Annotated in this window: 16 protein-coding genes; 5 read left to right on the top strand and 11 right to left on the bottom strand. The window is 71.0% G+C overall.

Annotated elements, in window-relative coordinates:
* Window positions 1-30: 30 nt before the first annotated feature.
* Window positions 31-900, bottom strand: coding sequence for a metallophosphoesterase family protein (locus tag G443_RS08445; RefSeq protein ID WP_016701587.1), 870 nt, complete (start codon window positions 898-900; stop codon window positions 31-33).
* A gap of 128 nt (window positions 901-1,028) precedes the next feature.
* Window positions 1,029-1,631 carry an AAA family ATPase gene (locus tag G443_RS08440; protein ID WP_016701586.1) on the bottom strand — a complete coding sequence of 201 codons (603 nt, stop codon included), beginning with the start codon at window positions 1,629-1,631 and terminating at the stop codon, window positions 1,029-1,031.
* A 1,075-nt stretch (window positions 1,632-2,706) separates the two neighbouring features.
* On the opposite strand from G443_RS08440, the gene G443_RS08435 reads away from it, so the two are divergent.
* Window positions 2,707-3,378: an O-methyltransferase gene (locus G443_RS08435; protein WP_026418848.1), complete on the top strand. Its 672-nt coding sequence runs from the start codon at window positions 2,707-2,709 to the stop codon at window positions 3,376-3,378.
* Between the two features lie 769 nt (window positions 3,379-4,147).
* Entirely contained in the window at window positions 4,148-5,308 is a 1,161-nt protein-coding gene (locus G443_RS08430) for an acyl-CoA dehydrogenase family protein (RefSeq protein ID WP_026418847.1), read from the top strand.
* Window positions 5,309-5,321: 13 nt separating this feature from the next.
* Here the strand turns inward: G443_RS08430 and G443_RS08425 are convergent, their stop codons facing one another.
* The 8 genes from G443_RS08425 to G443_RS08390 form a co-directional block, all read right to left on the bottom strand.
* Window positions 5,322-5,462: a hypothetical protein gene (locus tag G443_RS08425; RefSeq protein WP_253860194.1), complete on the bottom strand. Its 141-nt coding sequence runs from the start codon at window positions 5,460-5,462 to the stop codon at window positions 5,322-5,324.
* Entirely contained in the window at window positions 5,449-6,897 is a 1,449-nt protein-coding gene (locus G443_RS08420) for a serine/threonine-protein kinase (protein WP_253860193.1), read from the bottom strand. Before G443_RS08420 ends, G443_RS08425 begins: the two co-directional genes overlap by 14 nt.
* A 381-nt stretch (window positions 6,898-7,278) precedes the next feature.
* On the bottom strand, window positions 7,279-8,274 hold the full coding sequence (locus tag G443_RS08415; protein WP_026418846.1) for a pectate lyase family protein: 996 nt from the start codon (window positions 8,272-8,274) through the stop codon (window positions 7,279-7,281).
* 551 nt (window positions 8,275-8,825) lie between these two features.
* Window positions 8,826-9,461 carry a hypothetical protein gene (locus G443_RS08410; RefSeq protein WP_245588800.1) on the bottom strand — a complete coding sequence of 212 codons (636 nt, stop codon included), beginning with the start codon at window positions 9,459-9,461 and terminating at the stop codon, window positions 8,826-8,828.
* 5 nt (window positions 9,462-9,466) lie between these two features.
* The gene (locus G443_RS08405) at window positions 9,467-9,796 is read right to left on the bottom strand and encodes a hypothetical protein (protein ID WP_253860192.1); all 330 of its coding nucleotides are present in this window, start codon (window positions 9,794-9,796) and stop codon (window positions 9,467-9,469) included.
* Between the two features lie 73 nt (window positions 9,797-9,869).
* Window positions 9,870-10,223: a hypothetical protein gene (locus tag G443_RS08400; RefSeq protein ID WP_253860191.1), complete on the bottom strand. Its 354-nt coding sequence runs from the start codon at window positions 10,221-10,223 to the stop codon at window positions 9,870-9,872.
* An 84-nt stretch (window positions 10,224-10,307) separates the two neighbouring features.
* Window positions 10,308-10,466 (bottom strand): hypothetical protein, encoded by a 159-nt coding sequence (locus G443_RS08395; RefSeq protein WP_155886131.1) that lies wholly within the window; start codon window positions 10,464-10,466, stop codon window positions 10,308-10,310.
* Window positions 10,467-10,952: 486 nt separating this feature from the next.
* On the bottom strand, window positions 10,953-11,408 hold the full coding sequence (locus G443_RS08390; RefSeq protein ID WP_026418842.1) for a hypothetical protein: 456 nt from the start codon (window positions 11,406-11,408) through the stop codon (window positions 10,953-10,955).
* Between the two features lie 279 nt (window positions 11,409-11,687).
* Between G443_RS08390 and G443_RS08385 the strand changes: the two genes are divergently transcribed.
* The 3 genes from G443_RS08385 to G443_RS08375 all read left to right on the top strand — a co-directional run bounded on the left by G443_RS08385 (window position 11,688) and on the right by G443_RS08375 (window position 13,200).
* On the top strand, window positions 11,688-12,533 hold the full coding sequence (locus tag G443_RS08385; protein ID WP_026418841.1) for a helix-turn-helix domain-containing protein: 846 nt from the start codon (window positions 11,688-11,690) through the stop codon (window positions 12,531-12,533).
* A 3-nt stretch (window positions 12,534-12,536) separates the two neighbouring features.
* The gene (locus G443_RS08380) at window positions 12,537-12,737 is read left to right on the top strand and encodes a DUF397 domain-containing protein (RefSeq protein WP_081715432.1); all 201 of its coding nucleotides are present in this window, start codon (window positions 12,537-12,539) and stop codon (window positions 12,735-12,737) included.
* Between the two features lie 265 nt (window positions 12,738-13,002).
* Window positions 13,003-13,200 (top strand): DUF397 domain-containing protein, encoded by a 198-nt coding sequence (locus G443_RS08375; protein ID WP_026418840.1) that lies wholly within the window; start codon window positions 13,003-13,005, stop codon window positions 13,198-13,200.
* Window positions 13,201-14,082: 882 nt separating this feature from the next.
* Here G443_RS08375 and G443_RS08370 read toward each other — a convergent pair.
* Window positions 14,083-14,214 (bottom strand): SapB/AmfS family lanthipeptide, encoded by a 132-nt coding sequence (locus G443_RS08370; RefSeq protein WP_026418839.1) that lies wholly within the window; start codon window positions 14,212-14,214, stop codon window positions 14,083-14,085.
* Window positions 14,215-14,253: the final 39 nt, after the last annotated feature.

Below are 14,253 nucleotides of genomic sequence, written 5' to 3'. Positions count from 1 at the left end.
GGGGCGGGCCGGGGTCCTCGGCCTGGCGGCTCACCGGTGACCGGGCAGCAGGTGGTTCGAGGTCGTGCGGCTCGGGTCGGCCGGCAGGATGCGGCGGATCGGGTAGGGCGTGGGGGTGCGCCGCCGCCACTCGCGGGGGTAGCCCAGGGAGACCTCCTCGAACCGGACTCCGTCGAAGTCGAAGGTCAGCGGGATGTGCAGGTGCCCGTACACCGCCACGGCCGCCCGGTAGCGCAGGTGCCAGTCGCCGGTGGCGGTGGTGCCGCACCACATCGCGAACCTCGGGTACCACAGCATGGTGGTGGGGCCGCGGTGCAGCGGCCAGTGCGACACGAGGATGGTGCGGCGGTCCGGGGCCACGGCGTCGAGCCGGCTCTCGGAGTAGCGGATGCGTTCCGCGCACCACGCCTGCCGGGTGGGGTGCGGGTCCGGGTGCAGCAGCATGTCGTCGGTGCCGACGACGCCGGTCTCGTGGGCGTCCCTCATGGCGGCCTCGAAGGAGAGCCCGGGTTCGCGGAAGCTGTAGTCGAAGAGGGTGAACAGTGGGGCGATGGTGAAGGTCTCGTCCTCGGTCTCCCAGTCGGGGAAGGGGTCCTCCGGGGTCAGGACGCCGAGTTCGCGGCAGACGTCGACCAGGATGCGGTAGCGCTCCTCGCCGCGTGCCTTGACCGTGTCACGCGAGGTCGTCCACAGTTCGTGGTTGCCCGGCACCCAGATGACCTTGGCGAACCGCCGCGCCAGCAGGTCGAGCGTCCAGGTGATCTCGGTGACGGTGTCCCCGACGTCGCCGGCGACGATGAGCCAGTCCTCGGGCGTGTAGGGGCGGAGCCGCTCCACCACCTCGCTGTTGCCCTCGTGTGACACGTGCAGATCGCTGGTGGCGAGCAGGGACCGGGCCATCCCGGCAGGCTACCCGAGCGCGCCCGGTGGTCGGGTCCCCGTCGCGGTGGCCCGGGTCCTTCGAGGTGGCGGCGTGGCGGTGCGGGGTGCTGGTCCGAGGTGGACGCCCGAGGTGGGGCCGGGGCCGGTCAGTCGTCCCGCCGGTCCGGGGTCACCAGTGCCTCGTCCGCGCGGGCCAGGATGTCCTCGACGGTGGCGGCGGGCGTCTGGTCGGAGGTGTCCAACCAGAGCCCCTGGCGGGGGGTGTCCGCGCGGAGCAGGCCGTCGAGGGTGGCGACGTCCCAGGTCAGGTAGCCGTCCTTGGTGCGCTCGCGTTCGCGGTCGGCGATGGCCCGAGGGGTGGGGGCGAGGACGACGAGGCGCAGGGGTCGGGTGCGGAGCGTGGCCAGGAACCGGGTCAGGTCGGGTCCGATCAGGATGTCCTCGACGACGACGGTGAAGCCCTCCTCGGCGAGGAGGTCGGCGGTGTGCGCGGTCAGGCGGTGTCGGAGGCGCAGCTGTCGTCGGGCCTCCTGGGTGGGGTGGGGGGTCATGTCCTCGCGGCCGCCGCGCACCATGCGGAGGAAGGCGTCGCCGCCGACGTGGGCCGAGCGCGGGAGGCGGTCGGCGAGGGTCCGCGCGACGGTGGTCTTGCCGGCGGCCATCACTCCGGTGAGGACGAGCACGCCGGTGAGCGGGGGTGGGGTGTCGCTGGTGGAGGTGTTCGGGGGTTCGGTCACGGGCAGCAGCATCGCGCGGGGGTACCGGGGCGACAACGGGATTTCCGGTGGTGTGTCGGCGGGTGGGTGGTCCCGGTCCTGGGCGGCGAGGTTCCCGGGGTGGGGGTTCCGTCCGCCGTCCGCCGTCCGCCGTCCGCCGTCCGCCAGCCAGCCGGGCGGTCTGGGGTGAGTGGTGTTCCGGTCCGGTGGGAATCCGCCGGACCGTTGGTTCCGGCTGATTGTTTCGAGGTGTCGGGAGTGGTCGTGGAAAGTTGACGGTGATTGCCTCGGAGCGTCTTTCCGAGGGCAATTCGCTCGCATTGCGTGGCGTGTGGCGCCCCGCTCGTGGTGCGCGCGAGAAGATGATCTTGATTTGAGCGAGCGCGTTAGTGCGCTGCGTGCACGCGGGACTCCGCAGCGTATCCCCCACATCGCGGTTATCGTTACTCCGATAGAAGGAAATTCACTGTCGACGGTCGACACCCTCCGAGGCTGGCCCTATTCGCCGTGGAGGGAAGAATGCGTGTGTGACCAGCGTGGATGCCGCATCCCGCGCTTGGCGGTCGCGGCGCGGCCGAGGTGGGACCCGCTCGTTCGGGGGATTGGGGAACCCGGAGTCGATTGCGGTTCCGTCGGTCATCCGTGTTAGAAATTCAGCTGGTGACTGACCGACCGTCGGTCACCGGGCATGGGGGTGTCCGCGCAATGCTGGGGGAGCATCCGGATCCCGTTCGCGAGTGTTCTCGTGAACGGGAACGGCTGAATCAGGTGAAGCGCGGACAGCACGACGGAGGAGACCACGTTGGTGGTACCGGCGCGGTTCGCCTCCATTCGGACAGCGTCCCATCGCGGGGGTTCCGTTTCACCGGAGGGGGGAACGGGGCGGAGGGAACGCGTCCTCGGGGGAGGAAGGTGCCTCGTGCGTGGACGGCGCCAGCCATGGGGGTGGCTGGCTGCGGCCTCGCACGGGGCACGGGCCCGGCCTCGGGTTGGGGGCCCGAGGCCATCCGCCCGGTCGGGGGTGCCGTGCGACCTCCTCATCGCGCGCGGCCCGCCGTCGGCCTCCCGTGGCAGTAGAGTCGGACGGGCCGTTCGGGAGGAGGCGCTGATGCCGTCGCAGGACCGCTGGGCCGAGGTCGACGACTACCTGACCGGGCTGCTGGTGCCCGAGGACCCGGTGCTCGACCACGTCCTGTCCGCCAGCGCGGCGGCCGGGCTCCCCCCGATCAACGTCGCCCCCAACCAGGGGAAGCTGCTCCACCTCCTCGCGGTGATCACCCGGGCCCACACGATCCTGGAGGTGGGAACGCTCGGCGGGTACAGCACCGTGTGGTTGGGTCGTGCCCTCCCCGAACACGGGCGGCTCGTCACCTTGGAGGGGGACCCGAGGCACGCCGAGGTCGCGCGGTCGAACCTGGAGGCGGCCGGGCTGCTCGGGAAGGTGGACATCCACATCGGCCCGGCCCAGCAGACGATGGCGCAGCTCGTCACGGCGGGGATGGGCCCGTTCGACCTGATCTTCCTCGACGCGGACAAGCAGGGGTACCCGGCCTACCTGGACTACTCGCTGAGCCTGTCCCGCCCGGGAACCGTGCTGATCGCCGACAACGTCGTGCGGGGCGGGCGGGTCGCGGACCCGGACAGCGGTGACGGGGCCGTGGAGGGCGTCCGGTCCTTCCTGGAGCTCGTGGCGGACGAGCCGCGCCTGTCGGCGACCGCCGTGCAGACCGTGGGCGCCAAGGGCTACGACGGTTTCGCGTTGGCCGTCGTCGGCTCCTAGCCGGCGGCACGGGGTCGTCAGCGCCCCGGCGGCGGGCTGGCCGCGCTGATGCCGGGTCAGCCGCGGTTCGTGCCGTACCGGGTGTCCTCCGAACCGTTGTGGTACCCGCCCCAGTCCACGCGGGTGCCGGCGGCGGCCGGTGCACCGGCCCCGCGTAGGTGGTGAGGAAACCGCGGTCGTGCCGCCAGTCGGCGGGGGTCTCGGGCGACCGCTTCAGCCAGACGTTCGTCAACAGCCGGTCGCCGGGGGTGTTCCCGACGGCCACGCGGTTGTTCCCGTTGCCCGCGTTGTAGGTGAGGAAGACGGTGGCCTCGACGAGGTCCAGGGAGTTCACCACCGAGTACCCGGAGCCGCGCTGCCCGCCGTAGGAGGCGGCCGCCGCGGCGCCGGGCGGGACCACGGAGGCGACGAGCATGAGGAACAGCGCGGCCAGGGCGGTGCGGCTCCGACGTGCGGACGTCCTCATTCGCGGCTCCTCGCCTGGCGGTGCGCACGCGCCGCCGAGGCCAGGACGCGGTCGACGTCCCTCCCCGGCCGACCGACCGGAACCGGCACCGTCGCCGCGCCCTACCGCCCTTCGGCGTGAACGCCACCCGACCCCGGTGGGGTGCTCCACGCGGAGGCGTCCCCGGTGGGCCCGGAGCGCCGCCGGCGAGCGGCGGCGAGGGCCGACGTCGCCGACGCGGGAGCCCCGAGTTGTGGCAGGCTCTGCCGCGGAAGGCCCTGAACCGCCGACGAAGGCGAGGTCGACACCGTGGCACGTCCCCCGATGCCGGATCCGCTGGCGCTACTGGACATCGACTCGTTGCTGACCGAGGAGGAACGGGAGATCCAACGTGGTCTCGCCGACTTCCTCGACGCGCGGGCGCGGCCCGGCGTCGCCGACCGCTTCGAGCGAGGGGTGTTCGACCGCGACCTCGCGCGGGAGCTGGGCGCGTTCGGGGTGCTGGGCATGCACCTGACGGGGTACGGCTGCGCCGGGCTCGGCCCCGTCGCCTACGGGTTGGCGTGCCTGGAGCTGGAGTCGGTGGACAGCGGCCTGCGGAGCTTCGTGTCGGTGCAGGGGTCGCTGTCGATGTTCTCGATCTGGCGGTACGGGTCGGAGGAGCAGAAGCGGGAGTGGCTGCCCCGGCTGGCGGCGGGGGAGGCTGTCGGCTGTTTCGCGCTGACCGAACCCGACGCGGGCAGCGACCCGGCCGCGATGCGGACGCGCGCGGTGCGTGACGGCTCCGACTGGGTGCTCACCGGCACGAAGACGTGGATCACCAACGGCGGGATCGCCGACGTCGCCACGGTGTGGGCCCGCACCGAGGATGGGGTGCGCGGCTTCCTCGTGCCCACCACGGCCAGGGGCTTCCGTGCCGTGGACGTCCCCGCGAAGTTGTCGTTGCGGGCCTCGGTCACCTCCGAACTGGTCCTGGAGGACGTCCGCCTCCCGGACACGGCCCGGCTCCCCCACGCCGAGGGTCTCGGCGCTCCCCTGTCCTGCCTGAACGAGGCCCGGTTCGGCATCGTCTTCGGGGCGGTGGGCGCGGCGCGGGACTGCCTGCGCACGACCCTGGACTACGCGTCGACGCGGGAGCAGTTCGGACGGCCGATCGCCGGTTTCCAGCTGACGCAGGCCAAGTTGGCGGACATGGCGGTCAGCCTCGGCGGGTGCGCGCTGCTCGCCGTCCACCTGGGACGGTTGAAGGAACGGGACCGGCTGCGGCCGGAGCAGGTGAGCGCGGGCAAGCTCAACAACGTGCGCGAGGCGATCGGCATCGCCCGGGAGTGCCGCACGGTACTGGGCGCGAACGGGGTGACCCTGGACTACTCGCCGCTGCGGCACGCCAACAACCTGGAGTCGGTGCTCACCTACGAGGGCACGGCCGAGGTGCACACCCTCACCATCGGCCGTGCGTTGACGGGCATCGCCGCGTTCCGGTGAGGAGCGCGCGCCGTCACGGCGTGTTGTGGGTGTTCTCCGGGTTGCCCTGGCCGGGGGGTGGTTCGTCCCCGCCGGGCGGGTTGCCGGTGTCGGGCGGGTCGGCGGGCTCGGTGTCGTCGTCGTCCGGTGGGTCGACGGGGTCATCGTCGGTCACCTCGGGGGCCGAGGGCTGGTCGATGGTGTCGCTGCCCTGGTCGGGTGCCGGCTGGTAGTCGTTGGCGGGTGGTGGGGCGGGTTGCTGCCACCCGGGGTCGGCCCCTTCGTCGACCGGTCCCTGTTCCTCGGTGGTCGGGATCTCGGAGGGTGTGGTGGGGCGGGTGTCGTGGTGGTGGTGTCGGTGTCGGGGCCACGGACGGGGTCTCGTTGTCGTCCCCCAGGGACAGCGCGGTGACGATGACGACGATGACCACCACGACGGCGGCCGCGCCGGCGCCGGCCAGCACCGCAGGGCGCCGCCACCACTCCTCCTCGGCGGGGGCGGGCTCGGCTTGACGTGCCGGGGCGGCGGCGGCCGTGGGCCGGTTGACCCGGGTGGGGTTCCCGGGTGCCTTGGCGGCCGGCACGGTCTTGGCGGGCACCGTCTCGGCGCTCGGTCCGCCGCCGACCGCGGTCATCGGGCCGGTCATCGGGCCCGTCATGGGGCCGGTCATCGGGCCGGTGTCGGCCAGGCCGCGGGTGGGGGGCGCGGGCATGGCGCGGGTCGCGGTCGGCTCCGCCGGGGTGCTGGGGGTCAGGCCGGGGACGGCCAGGACGGTCGGCGGGAGCGGGGAGCCCTCGGCGACGGCCTGCAGCGCCTCCCGGACCTCGGCCATCGTCGGCCGGTCCTGGGGCTCGGCCCGCAGCATGTGCACCAGGACGGGCGCGAGGGGCCCGGACTGCTGCGGGGGGTTGATGCGGCCCTTGGCGACGGTCTGGAGGAGGGCGAGGCTGTTGCCCTCGGTGCCGAAGGGCGGGTCGCCCTCCACGGAGGCGTAGAGGGTCGCACCCAGGGAGAACACGTCGGAGGCGGAGACCGAGTCGTTGCCCCGGGCGATCTCCGGGGCGAGGTAGGCGGGGGTGCCGGCGAACATGCCCGTCTTGGTGACCGTGACGTCGCCGGTCGCCCGGGAGATCCCGAAGTCGGTGATCTTGACGACCTCGTCCTCCCCGAGCAGGACGTTGGCCGGTTTGACGTCGCGGTGGACGATGCCGGCCGCGTGCGCGACGCTGAGCGCCGTGGCGATCTGCGCTCCGATCGCCGCCGCCCGTTCGGGGGTGAGCGTGCCCTCCTCGGCCAGCACGGTGGCCAGGCTCCGCGAGGGCAGGTACTCCATGATCAGGCAGGGCTGGCCCTCGTGCTCGGTCACGTCGTACACGCCGATGGCGTTCGCGTGCTGCAGCCGTGCCGCGATCCGGCCCTCGCGCAGCGCGCGTTGCCGGGCCTCCTCGGCCTCCTCCGGAGTCAGTCCGGGCTGCTGGAGCAGCTGTTTGACGGCGACGGTGCGGTTCAACCGCTCATCATGGGCTCGCCAGACAATGCCCATGGCTCCGCTGCCGATCCGCTCATCCAGCCGGTAGCGGTCGGCGACCCTCCGTTGCTCCTGGCTCACCCGAGTCTCCCCGTCGGTTCCACCGCGACAGGTTAGAGGGCCGGCGCGAAGCCCGAACAGCCAACCCGCGTACCGGGCCCGGGGAGGCCGTCCGGATCGGGTGGGAGGGCGCGGCGTCCAGCGGGGACACCCGGGGTGGCTGGTCGGCGGCGCTGCGTGCCCGCCGCCCGCGTGGCGGTCGGCGGCTGGGCGGGCAGGGAGGGCGGGGGAGGGGAGGGGAGGGGAGGGGAGGCGGCCGCTCCTCGGCCCGTGCGGCCGCGACCGTCCCGGACGGCGACGATGCCCCTGGCCGAGGGCCAGGGGCATCGGGGAGCGCGGGTCACCTGTCGGGGTGGTGGACCTCGCCTGGGCGGGTCGACGCGCTCGGCCGCCGGGGCGGGGTCAGAGGTTGCCGTACCCGGCGCCGCCGCCGACCAGCGACGGGATGTTCTGCGGGTTGTCGACGGTGTAGGAGTAGGGCGGGTCGTCGACGCTGCCCGCCGTCGCGATCTCACCCGAGTTGTCGAGGACGTTGTTCCTGGCGACGATGCGGCCGTCGCTGGAGCTGCCGTAGCCGACCTCGGTGGGGGTGTCGACGTCCTCGAAGTAGTTGCCCTCGACGATGACGCCCGCGTTCATCGTGGAGGCGACCCCGTACTCCTTGTTGGCCCGGTAGTAGTTGTTGAACACGTGGACCTGGTCACCGAACCGCACACGCGGGTGCCGGGTGTCGCTGCCGTCGAAGTAGTTGTGGTGGTAGGTGACGCGCAGGTGCCCGATGTCGGCGGTGTGGTTGTCGGAGTGGCCCAGGATCATGCTCTTGTCGTGCTCGTAGACCCGGTTCCACGAGACGGTGATGAAGTCGGACTCACGCTTGATGTCGACGGCGCCGTCGTTGGCGTTGGTGAAGCTGTTGTGGTCGACCCAGACGTGGTGGGTGCCCTCCTCCATGTCGATCGAGTCGTCGTTGGCGTCGGAGAAGTGCAGGTTGCGGATGATGATGTTGCTCACCGAGCGCAGCTTGAGCCCGCCGCCGGTGATGTGGCCGTTGGTGCCGACGCCGATGATCGTCTTGTCCGAGCTGACCCGTTCCATCCCGGACAGCTGGATCGTGCCGTCGACCTCGATGACCAGCGGTTCGTCCCGCGAGATGTAGTCGAGGAACTGGTCGGCGTTGGAAGCGGTCACCGTGTCGCCGCCGGCCCCGCCGGTGGTGCCGTTCTGGCCGTTCTCGTCAACGCTGGCCCAGCCGATCGGCCGGTCGTCCTGGTACGGCGCTGACCAGGGCTCGGAGGGTTCGGCGGCCGCCAGCACCGAGCCGCCCAGGACCGAGCCCACGGCGAGCGCGGACAGCGCGCCGGCGGCGACGAGCCGGCGTCCGACGAGTCGTTTCCTCATGTCAGCCTCTCTCTTCTTCCGTTGTCGGAGTGAGGGCGCGGCGACCGGTGGAGGGGGTGGAATTCGGCTCGCGGCAGGGTGCGCGCGGACCGGTTCTTTCCGTTCCGCTGGGTTTCCCGTCCGGCGTGTCCGCCGCTCGGGACCTAGGGGGTTGCGCGACCTGGACTCCGTTGTCCTCAAGGTCTCTACCAGGAGGAAAGCGTTTCCCTGTGGGATGGAGGCTACGACTCGTGTTTCCACCCTGTCAACACTCTGTTGGCAAATGATTAACCACCTCGGTGCCCTTGTCCGACATTCGGTCGACGGTACGTTCGATACCTGTCGACCGTTTTCCCTCCGCCGATTCCGCCGGGTGGATCCGTCAGCTGCGAACGCGGTGGTAGCAATGGCTGCGCCATTCGGAACACACGTGGAATGGCGTCGCACGTCATCGGTCGCGGCCGCCGGCGCCCCGCCCGGTGACGACCCATCGACGGCCCCCGCGTGGAGGAGGAACCGGTGTGGCGATCGCGGGAGGATCGGCGGTATCCCGCAGGTCGTGCCCGGCGGGGTCACGTCGGGTAGCTGCGGTCCTCCCCACTGCTGTCCGCGATGGGGAGGACGCTGGACGGATGTGGGCCGATGCGGGCCCAGTCGCCGTGTTTGAAACTGACCCGACCCGCGTAGCTGATGCCCAGCTCGACCTCGGGCTCCCAGGACCAGAACCGCACCCGCGCCCACGCCGGGACGCGTCGGCGGCGGCGTTTCATCGTGGTCGGTGGCGGCAGGAACTCCCCCAGCCGCCACCGCCGGGCCAGGTCCCGCATCTCGGCGATCGTGGCCGTGGTGAGCTCGTCGAACTCGGCGCAGTGCCGCACCACCGCCCCGCACAGCACGAGGCGACGGTGGTCGAAGGTCCCTACCAGGTAACGCAGGCCCGGTCCGACAGGAGGCCCGTGGCCGGTGTTCACATCGACATGCCCGTAGAGCCGGCCCACGATCGGGGTGCGCACCGCGCATCGGGTGAGCCAGGCTCCGGTGATGTCGTCCCCGTCGCGCACCCCGGCACTGCCCGCCCCGGTCGTTGCCTCGGCGGGCGAGGTCGGTTCCTCAGCGAGGGGTGTCCGCGCCGGGTAGGGCCCAGCCGGTGGGGCGGCCCCCGCCAACGACAGAGCGGCGTGACCGGTGGGTTCTGGTGTCTGGTTCATGGTGGTCACGCGCCGCTGAGCACGGGGTCGGGCAGCAACTGGGACGCGAGGAGGAACCCCTCACCGGCCTGGGCCTCGGCGGTGTACCGACACCGCAGCGGCCCCCGTGCCAGCTCGGGAACACCGGTGGGACCAGGACTGGGGTCACGGGGCAGCAGGTAGTACAGGCGGCCCGCCGTGCTGACCTCCGAACGCATCGCGGCGGTGCCCAGGGCGGCCAGGACGACCTGGCCCCGGAACCCCCAGGCCCGCAACGCCTGCGGGTAGCGGGGGAACGGGCCGAGATAGGAGCGGGCGTTGATCGGCTCCAGACAGCGGTTGATGACGTAGTACACGGAGTTCTTCCTGTCCGCAGGAGAAGGAGAAGGAGAAGGAGAAGGAAAAGGAAAAGGAATTGGGGGAGGGTGGTTACCGCAGGCGCAGTGCGCCGGGTGGTCGCCACCGGCGTCCTGTCAGCAGGCGCGGCGCACCTGGGGCGTGCGGTGGGGGAAGGTCCCGCAGCTCAGCGGCGACCACGCCGACCGATCCGCAGCGCTGCCAGACCAGCCCGTCGCCGTCGCGGACCCGGACGGCCTCGACCTCCCCGTAGCCCCGGATCACGCACCAGTCCACGAACGGCCCGCCAGACCAGGCGAACCAGCCGACCAGCGTCCCGGTGCCCGGGGACAACGAGGTCCACTGCCAGCCTCGGCGGGTCAACGCGTAGATCCCGGCCAGTTCCGGCACCGCTCGTAGCGCGGTCCGGGTCGCGGTGTCGGTCATGGTCGTCCTCCGGCAGGTAGGGGCGGACCCGCCGCGACCGGACCACCAGCGGCGACACCGTCTCGGTGTCCTCGGGAGCCGGGGTCACGGGGTGGGTCCGGGGAACAGGGTGGTCAGCGACCGGGACAGCGGGTGGTCCTCGACGGCCGAGCGGAACGAGGCGACCAGGCCCACCACGACGCTCAGGGCTAAGCAGCCGGTGAGGACCGAGACGACGACGGCGACGAGGACGAGGACGATCACGAGTGAGGGGTCCTTCGGTCAGCAGGGGTGCGCCGCGCGGGCGGTGCGCGACAGGGATGGGGTGGTCGCCCGGTGGGAACCGGGAACAACAGGGGGGCCGGGGTGTCCCGGTTCGACCCACCGGGCGACCGGGCAGCCACCACCCCCGACAGGCCGCGCGATTCCACACACGGGGAGGCGGGAGGACACGGCCCGAAGGGGAGGCACCGGGGGTGAGCGGCTGCGATCAGGAGTCGGTGGGGACGTCATCCCTCGGGATGACGACCGCACCGACCGGTCTCGGCCGAGGCGCGGAGGGTGGCCTGCGGCGGGGGCGACGAGGGCGGGGCCAGGGATGCCCGGCGGCGACCAGAGCCTGACGGGTGGTGCGCCGGACCCGACGCAGCCGGATGGTTCCGCGGAGCGGGGGAAGCAGGACACGGTCGGCCCATTCCACGGCCCACAGCAGGGTCAGGGCGGCCCAGGCTCCGAGGGCTGCGGACAGGATCACGCGACCCGCCCCCGGGGGTGTCGGGATGGGGCCGGGAGGGGGAGGTGTCCGGTGAGGACGGTGACCCACCCCGGGTCGGGATTCCCGACCGCAGGCGGGAGGGTGGTGGGGGTGGGGCGCCAGTGATGGCGGCCGGTGTCCTGCTCGTCGCCGCCCCACTCGGCGTCGGTGCTGGGGTGGGTGCTGGCGTGGGCGGTCGCGGGTCCCGGCCGGGTTCGGGTGGTGTGCCAGGAACCAGCGGGACTCGGGGGTGACGGGGTCGACCACGGGGTGTCCGAGGTGGACCGGGGGATGCCATCGCCGGGGGGTGGGCCGCTGAGGAAGACCACGCCGCTGACGGTGACCACGGCACGGAGTGGCTGGTCAGGGCGCCCTCGGTGCCGGCGGTACACCTCGGCGAGCAGGACGGCTACGGCCAGTAGCATGGCTACCGGGATGGGATCGACGGTCATAGCGTCGGTTCCTCTCTTCAAGGAGGGGCCGGGCGGCCTGGACAGTTGGCCCGGCCCCTCTGTTTCTTCTCCGGCTGACGAGGGAGGACACACCGCAGCAAGACCTAGTAACCACGCCGCGAGCGTCACTGTGACTCGACTTACTATGAGAGTACGGTTCTCGCTCGACGCGTACAAGGTCAAACCCGTTGCGGAGCGTAGCCCAACCGGGTGAAACTGGGTCTTCCGCGCCCGCCGTCGCAGGTACCACCGCTCCAAAGGAATGGAGAAGATACGGGGATGCGCAACAACCCGCCGCCCCTCGCGTACAGGTTGCTGTTGGGTCAGGCTCTCCGCGCCCACCGTGAGCGGGCGGGGCTGGAGCCGAACGATGTCGCCAAGGCGCTCGGCTGGTACCAACGCAAGGTCGGCTTCGTCGAGTCAGGGCACCGCAAGATCGCAATGGCCGAGGCAGAACGCCTGTCAGAGCTGTTCCAGCTGTCGCCGGCTGAGCGGGAACGTGTCCTGAACCTGGCCTCCGAAGCCCGTAGGCGAGACATGGTCACCCCGCCCGTCGCAGGCTGGGCGCTCGAGTACGTAGCTGTCGAAGCAGCAGCAACGCAGGTACGTGTGTTCCAGGAAGAGTTGATACCAGGCTTCATCCAAACTGCCAGCTATGCGCGAGCGATCTTGTCCACAGCGCTGGTACCCGCACGCGACGGAGTAGAGGCTGCGGTAACGGCTCGGCTGACGCGTCAACAGCGCATCACAGGACCAGACGCACCGAACGTGCATCTCCTTCTAGGAGAGGCGGCACTTCGCCGGTTGGTCGGCGGACCGAAGGTAATGCGGGAACAATTGCGTACTCTCAGCGAGTTCGCCGAGGCGGACCACGTCACGCTACAGGTCCTTCCCTTCGTAGCCGGTGAGTACGCAGCGCTTGGCACCTCCTTCATGTTGCTGGACGTAGGGGAACCGTGTGCCACCTTTGCGCTGACGGAGACGCTGGTGGACGGCGAGTGGTACGACGGCCCGCCGTATCTGGAGAGATTCACCGCAGCCTTCGAACGTGTTGCCAGCGCCTCACTGGACGTCGAGGACAGCCACGCACTGCTGCTTCAGGTCCGGGACGAGATCAAGGAGTAAGAGATGAGCGAGCTAGCCACCATCCTCCGCAGGTGGAGGAAGCCAAGAAGAAGCAGCAACGGCGCGAACAACTGCGTGGAGATTGGTAGCGCACCTGGTCTCGTTGGCATCCGCGACACGAAGAATCGTGCCGGTGGCACTCTTGTCGTCACCCGCCATGCCTTCAGCAGCTTCGTCACGGCGATCAAGGCAGATCGCCTCTGACCAGGAGCCCGCCGGCACCCCATCGGGCGGCGGGCAACTATCTCAGACCCCATAGTCAGCCGCATCTGCGACACCACCACACCGACGAACCTGACCACCGCACTACGTCGAACAGGGGTAGAGAAGTACCAGTCGACGGATACCACATCCATCCAGTAGCCGGCAGGCTAGGAGCACCTCCCTCTCTCCGGCCAAGCGGGAAGTCGGTGGGGTCCACCTCAAGTTCCCCAGCCAGAACGGTTTCCACTCCTCGAGGAGGTAGCAGATGGACGCGAGTACCACTCTGACCAACTGGCGGAAGTCCACCCGGAGCACCAACGGCATGAACAGCTGCGTCGAGGTCGGTGGCGCACCTGGTCTCGCCGGTATCCGGGACACGAAGAACCGCGCCGGTGGCACTCTTGTCGTCAGCCGGCAGGCCTTCGACAGCTTCATCACCGCCGTCAAGGCAGACCGCCTCTGACCTGTCAGCCCGCCGGCCGATGGGGTGGCCGGCGGGCACCTCCCGCCCACCCCCACTGCCGCACGGCATGGCGCAACACGTCCCACCAGGAGGAGCCCCACCAGAACCGCCCGAGCTCAACGCCGGTGATCCACCTTCACCGAGGAGTTCATGCCCGGCGATCAGCCAGGCGCTCAGCCGGTGAGGGTGAGGGGCGTGGGGCTGAATCGGCGGCCAACAGGCGGCGCGAGCCTGTGCCCCGACGAGGCGTGAGGTTCGTCGACACCTGCCGGGAGGACGATGACATCATCGGCCGCCTCGCAGCCGAGCAGGGCCGCTTAGCTCACGGGTGAGTCCTGACGGTCTCGTGCTGCGCTGAAGGCACCCTGCGCAGCGCAGCAGCAAGACCGCTCGGCCCGATGGATGAGCGACAAGCCGCCCTGCCCAGTCGTCTCCGTTGCCCGCTCGCCACTGAAGGACCCCGAGGACTTCCGACGTCCCGGCTCGCGCGTTCTCCCGCGAGCCGGAACTCGTTCGTCCGCGCTGACCGCTCACCTACACGACGTATCCCCGTGACGGGCGTCTCGGCGAGCTCCTCGCGCAGGTACTCGGTCATCCACTTGAGGCCGAGCAACGGTTCATCACCGGCCTCGCCGACCGGGCACAGGACGATGACGGCATGCGTGCCCGCGCGCCTCACCACGGTTCGCGGATGGCTACCTGGTCGGTTCGGCACGGCCGCCCACTCCAGTGCCCACGCGCCTCCGGCGCCGGTGGGACCGGGTTCCGCGCGGGTGGGTGATGGTCGAGGATGGGACTGGGAGCGGCACAGGACGAGTGTGCCGCTCCCATCCTCCGTTCTCGATCGTTCCCGGTCGCGTGGCCCTCAGGCCACGTGCCGGCTCAGCGGCAGGTGAGGACGCTCAGGCCGCTGTCACCGCAGAGCAGCAGGCTGGCCTGGCTGCCACCGGGGCTGGCGAACTCGGCGGCGTCCTCGGTGGCCTCCATCGCCTGAAGGTCGAGAACCGACTCCATAGCGCACTTCCTTTCCTGGATGATTCCCTGGTTGCCCGC

Origin of the sequence: Actinoalloteichus caeruleus DSM 43889, assembly GCF_000429185.2 — a bacterium.
GTDB lineage: Bacteria > Actinomycetota > Actinomycetes > Mycobacteriales > Pseudonocardiaceae > Actinoalloteichus_B > Actinoalloteichus_B caeruleus.
Note: the sequence above shows the minus strand (reverse complement) of the source record. Positions and strands in the feature narration are given on the sequence as shown.

Coding starts and splice junctions, on each gene's coding strand:
- G443_RS08370 (WP_026418839.1), bottom strand. CDS start 14,214: ATGGAGTCGGTTCTCGACCTTCAGGCGATGGAGGCCACCGAGGACGCC.
- G443_RS08375 (WP_026418840.1), top strand. CDS start 13,003: ATGGACGCGAGTACCACTCTGACCAACTGGCGGAAGTCCACCCGGAGC.
- G443_RS08380 (WP_081715432.1), top strand. CDS start 12,537: ATGAGCGAGCTAGCCACCATCCTCCGCAGGTGGAGGAAGCCAAGAAGA.
- G443_RS08430 (WP_026418847.1), top strand. CDS start 4,148: ATGCCGGATCCGCTGGCGCTACTGGACATCGACTCGTTGCTGACCGAG.
- G443_RS08435 (WP_026418848.1), top strand. CDS start 2,707: ATGCCGTCGCAGGACCGCTGGGCCGAGGTCGACGACTACCTGACCGGG.
- G443_RS08440 (WP_016701586.1), bottom strand. CDS start 1,631: ATGCTGCTGCCCGTGACCGAACCCCCGAACACCTCCACCAGCGACACC.
- G443_RS08445 (WP_016701587.1), bottom strand. CDS start 900: ATGGCCCGGTCCCTGCTCGCCACCAGCGATCTGCACGTGTCACACGAG.
- G443_RS08415 (WP_026418846.1), bottom strand. CDS start 8,274: ATGAGGAAACGACTCGTCGGACGCCGGCTCGTCGCCGCCGGCGCGCTG.
- G443_RS08410 (WP_245588800.1), bottom strand. CDS start 9,461: ATGAACCAGACACCAGAACCCACCGGTCACGCCGCTCTGTCGTTGGCG.
- G443_RS08390 (WP_026418842.1), bottom strand. CDS start 11,408: ATGACCGTCGATCCCATCCCGGTAGCCATGCTACTGGCCGTAGCCGTC.
- G443_RS08400 (WP_253860191.1), bottom strand. CDS start 10,223: ATGACCGACACCGCGACCCGGACCGCGCTACGAGCGGTGCCGGAACTG.
- G443_RS08385 (WP_026418841.1), top strand. CDS start 11,688: ATGCGCAACAACCCGCCGCCCCTCGCGTACAGGTTGCTGTTGGGTCAG.